The sequence below is a fragment of the Protofrankia sp. Cr2 genome (assembly GCF_963555885.1).
Lineage (GTDB): Bacteria > Actinomycetota > Actinomycetes > Frankiales > Frankiaceae > Protofrankia.
Genome location: NZ_CAUVXG010000008.1, coordinates 126,187 through 130,454, shown reverse-complemented (window position 1 = coordinate 130,454; position 4,268 = coordinate 126,187). Strand labels below are relative to the sequence as shown.

Annotated in this window: 2 protein-coding genes; both read right to left on the bottom strand. The window is 64.3% G+C overall.

Annotated elements, in window-relative coordinates:
- Positions 1–184 precede the first annotated feature (184 nt).
- On the bottom strand, positions 185–700 hold the full coding sequence (locus U9978_RS06755) for an MBL fold metallo-hydrolase (RefSeq protein WP_322760179.1): 516 nt from the start codon (positions 698–700) through the stop codon (positions 185–187).
- A 1,206-nt stretch (positions 701–1,906) separates the two neighbouring features.
- The coding region (gene mfd / locus U9978_RS06750) for a transcription-repair coupling factor (protein WP_322760178.1) at positions 1,907–4,268 on the bottom strand (2,362 nt) is incomplete at its 5' end.

Genomic DNA, 4,268 nt, shown 5'->3' with positions numbered 1-4,268 from the left:
TGGGTGTACATATCAGCCCGACCACCGCTGGATCCATTGCGGGCGACAGAGCACACCCGATACGACAGCCCCGTTGCGACGGCAGCCACATCGTCCAATCTTGTTGTAGGCGAGCCAGCCTCGCAGAATCGCGTATTCAACTGTCGTGTGTCCGTTGGATCGGGCCGTCAACTATCACTGCCTGTTAAGAGCGACCGGCAACAGGGCCGCGGCGTCGCGGGGCCGAGGGAAGTCCGCCGCCGACGACAGAGGCGAGCAGGCCACATTCGTCGTCGGTAAGCGCAGGGGGCGGTCCCGACAGCTGGCCCCGGATGATTGATGCGTCGCGCCGGTGGGCCATGACGGTCACGGCGCTCCGAGCGTCGGCGTCGGCGTCGGCGTCGGCATGATCGTCATGAAAGTGCGTGCGTACGACCCGATTCAGGTCTGTCGGCGCCAGCCCCAACGTGAACATCGCCTCGGCGACGTCCGGGCCGGCTCCGGTCATGCCTGTGTCGATAAGGGTCAGAGAGTCCGGATCTCGCCAGAGATAGGCCTGCCCGACAGCGAAACGCAGCAGTCGCAGATGCGGGCGGCGAGTTGGCGGGCATCGGCCATGATCGATATCCAGGACGGGGTGTAATGTCCCAGATACTCTGGACGTGCCAGCACGGTAGAACCAGGGTGTGCCCGCGGGTGGCGGGGTTGAGCGAACGATCATGCCTGTCTCGGTCCTGGTGGCCACGATCTCGCCGGCAGCGGTGGCCGTGTTCGTCTCCGCCGACTATGCATCCTGCGACTGGACGAATCTGGATCGCCGTGCCGCGTATACTCGATTTATGATAGGTGGGCTCACTGAACAGGTACTTCCTGTAGCTACCGATCGCCCGACCCCCGACGCTCCTGGAAACCAATTGCGGGCACTCCGATTGGTGTCCTTCCTGGGCGCAGGCAAAGCGGAGGCACTCCTCCACACCTCGCTCGACCAAGACGTAACGCACCACACCAATCCGAGGTGGCCGTCAGTCGACGAGACAGACCTTGGAATCCTGTTGACTATCGCGGACGATCATTCCGGCCGGGCCAGCTATCGGCCCGTCGAGCTGGAGGTACGTCTTACCAGACGCCTTCTTGGCATAGATCGAGCCATCCTGTGGGGGACGGACCCAAGCGGAGCTCTTAATCTTCAGATAGATGTCGACCGTGTGAAATCTGGACTTTCGCTGGCATTTTCATTTCACCCGCAGCCCCACCTTTTTCCGCACGAGCTACTCCCAGCTCTCAAGTGGATAAACGAGTTCCTCCCTTCACGGATGCTAACGGTCCGACGAAGCAAAGAGAACAAACCGTTGTACCAGCCGATCGTGATTCCACGGGACTTTCCGAGATTCCCGCATGACCTTCTGCAAACTGTATCCCAGCTTGCCCGGATCCAGGATCGGATCGGCGACCGGTGGCCGATGCCCCAGGAACTCAGCCAACAGGACCTCGAAGAGATTCGCCGCGCGGACCGTCTACTCGCAGGAGACGTAGTCAGCGGCACGTGGAGTTCCGCTGAGCTGAAAATGGAATCTTCAGCCCTGGAGTTTCTCCACGAAGGCGACGAGTTCCTCTTCGAAGCGACGGGTGAATACCAAGTCGAGATCGCTGGCCATCACCTCCGTCTCGGCCGGGCCGTCGAGCGGCTCCCGCGCGCGAGGATCACGAAACTTGAGTCGGCCCGAGAAACTGAGGCCGCGGAAAAAAGTCTTCGGGTAAGGATTGAACCAGGCGCAAGTACCCGATCGGAAATTTCGCTCATCGAACGCCCTATAAATATTTTCGATCGGAATGACAAGGAACGAGTCGAAGTCTCCGAAGAAACTCTGGAACGGATGCGGCGGGTCCCGACACTCAAAGACATGATCCTGGGAAGCGGAACGGCGGCTCAGCGGGATGCGGATGCGGCGGTGGCGGCGGCCGCTATCGAGTCACCCACGACGGCGTCCAGTACGCCGGCAGCCCAGGCGAGGACGGCACGGTCGCGCAACGGCCGGGCACCGATCCGCGGGGATTCCGCCGGCGCCGGCACCAGGATGGTACGCACGGCCTGCTTGACCACGGACCCCTTGTACAGCCGCTGCAGGCGCATGATCTGGCTTTCGCGCAGTTCCAGTGGGGCGAACCGCACCTGGCGGCCCGCAACAGTGATCTCGCTGACGCCGTAGCGGCGGGCGAGTACGCGCAGCGACGCGACCGCAAGCAGGTTCTCCGCCGGCTCGGGCAGCGCGCCGAACCGGTCGAGCAGTTCCGCGCGCACCTCGGCGATGTCGTCGTCGCCGGCTGCACCGGCGAGGCGCCGGTAGGCGTCCAGGCGCAGCCGCTCGCTCGGGACGTAGTCGTGCGGCAGGCTCGCATTCACCGGGAGTTCCACCTTGACATCGGGTAGTTCCTCGACCGCGGTCCCCTTGAAATCCGCGACAGCCTCGCCGACCATCCGCACATAGAGATCAAAACCGACCGAGGCGATATGTCCGGACTGTTCGCCGCCGAGCAGGTTACCGGCCCCGCGTATTTCCAGGTCCTTCATGGCAACGGCCATACCGGCGCCGAGGTCGGCGTGCTGGGCGATGGTGGCGAGCCGGTCGTGCGCGGTTTCGGTGAGCGGTTTGTCCGGCGGGTAGAGAAAGTACGCGTACGCGCGTTCCCGACCACGCCCGACACGTCCCCGCAGCTGGTGCAGCTGGGAGAGACCGAACACGTCGGCACGTTCCACGATCAGGGTGTTGGCATTGGAGATGTCGAGACCGGATTCGACGATCGTGGTACAGACGAGAACGTCGAACTGCTTTTCCCAGAACGCGACCATGACCTGTTCGAGGGCGTCCTCGCCCATCTGGCCGTGGGCGGTGGCGATACGCGCCTCCGGGATGAGCACGCGCAGCCTCGCCGCGGCCGCGTCGATCGACTCCACCCGGTTGTGGATGAAGAAGACCTGGCCCTCCCGCAGCAGTTCGCGCCGGATCGCGGCGGTGACCTGCCGGTTGTCGCTCGGGCCGACGAAGGTTAGCACCGGGTGCCGTTCCTCCGGCGGGGTGTCGATCGTCGACAGCTCCCGGATACCGGTGATCGACATCTCCAGCGTCCGGGGAATCGGGGTGGCGCTCATCGTGAGCACGTCCACCGCGGTCCGCATCTTCTTCAGGTATTCCTTGTGCTCGACGCCGAACCGTTGTTCCTCGTCGATTATCACCAGGCCGAGATCCTTGAAGTGGGACGCGGACGACAGCAGCCGGTGGGTTCCGATCACTATGTCGACACCGCCCTTGGCGAGCCCTTCCAGCACAGCCTTCTGCTCGGACGCAGAATTGAACCGCGACATCGCCCGCACGGTCACCGGGAATGCCGCATACCGCTCGGAGAACGTCTGCAAATGTTGTTGGACGAGCAGCGTGGTCGGGACGAGAATGGCGACCTGCTTGCCGTCCTGCACCGCCTTGAACGCGGCGCGCACGGCAATCTCGGTCTTGCCGTAGCCGACATCGCCACAGATGATCCGGTCCATCGGGACGGGTTTGCGCATGTCGGCCTTCACCTCCTCGATGGCCGAGAGCTGATCGGGCGTCTCGCGGAACGGAAAGGCGTCCTCCAGCTCCCGCTGCCAGGGAGTGTCCGGCCCGTAGGCGTACCCCGGCGCAGCCATCCGTGCGCTGTACAGCCGGATCAGTTCGCCGGCAATCTCCTTGACGGCCTTGCGGGCGCGTCCCTTGCGCTTGGCCCAGTCCGCGCCACCGATGCGGTCAAGGCTCGGACCTTCGCCACCGACATAGCGGGTGACCTGTTCAAGCTGGTCGGTCGGGACGTAGAGGCGGTCACCCTTGGCATATTCCAGAACGAGGTACTCCCGGGTCGCGCCGGCAACGGTCCGAGTGACCATCTCGACGTAGCGACCGACCCCGTGGGCCTCATGGACGACCAGGTCACCGGAGCGCAACGCCAGCGGGTCGATGCCCTTGCGGCGGCGGTGCGGCATCCGGCGCATGTCCCGGGTGGTCACGCCCCGCTGGCCGACGAGATCGGTCTCAGTCAGGACGGCGAGCCCCAGCAGATCGCTGACGAAACCGGTCCCCAACTGACCGCAGGTGACCGTGGCGACACCGCGGGAAAGATTGGCATCGTCGGTGAGACGAGCGCCGAGATCGGCATCCCGCAGCAGTTCGACCAGCCGCTGGGCCGGCCCATGCCCCTCGGTGACCAACAGGACGCGCCAGGAGTCCGCCAGCCAGCCCTTGATGTCAGCCACAGCCTGC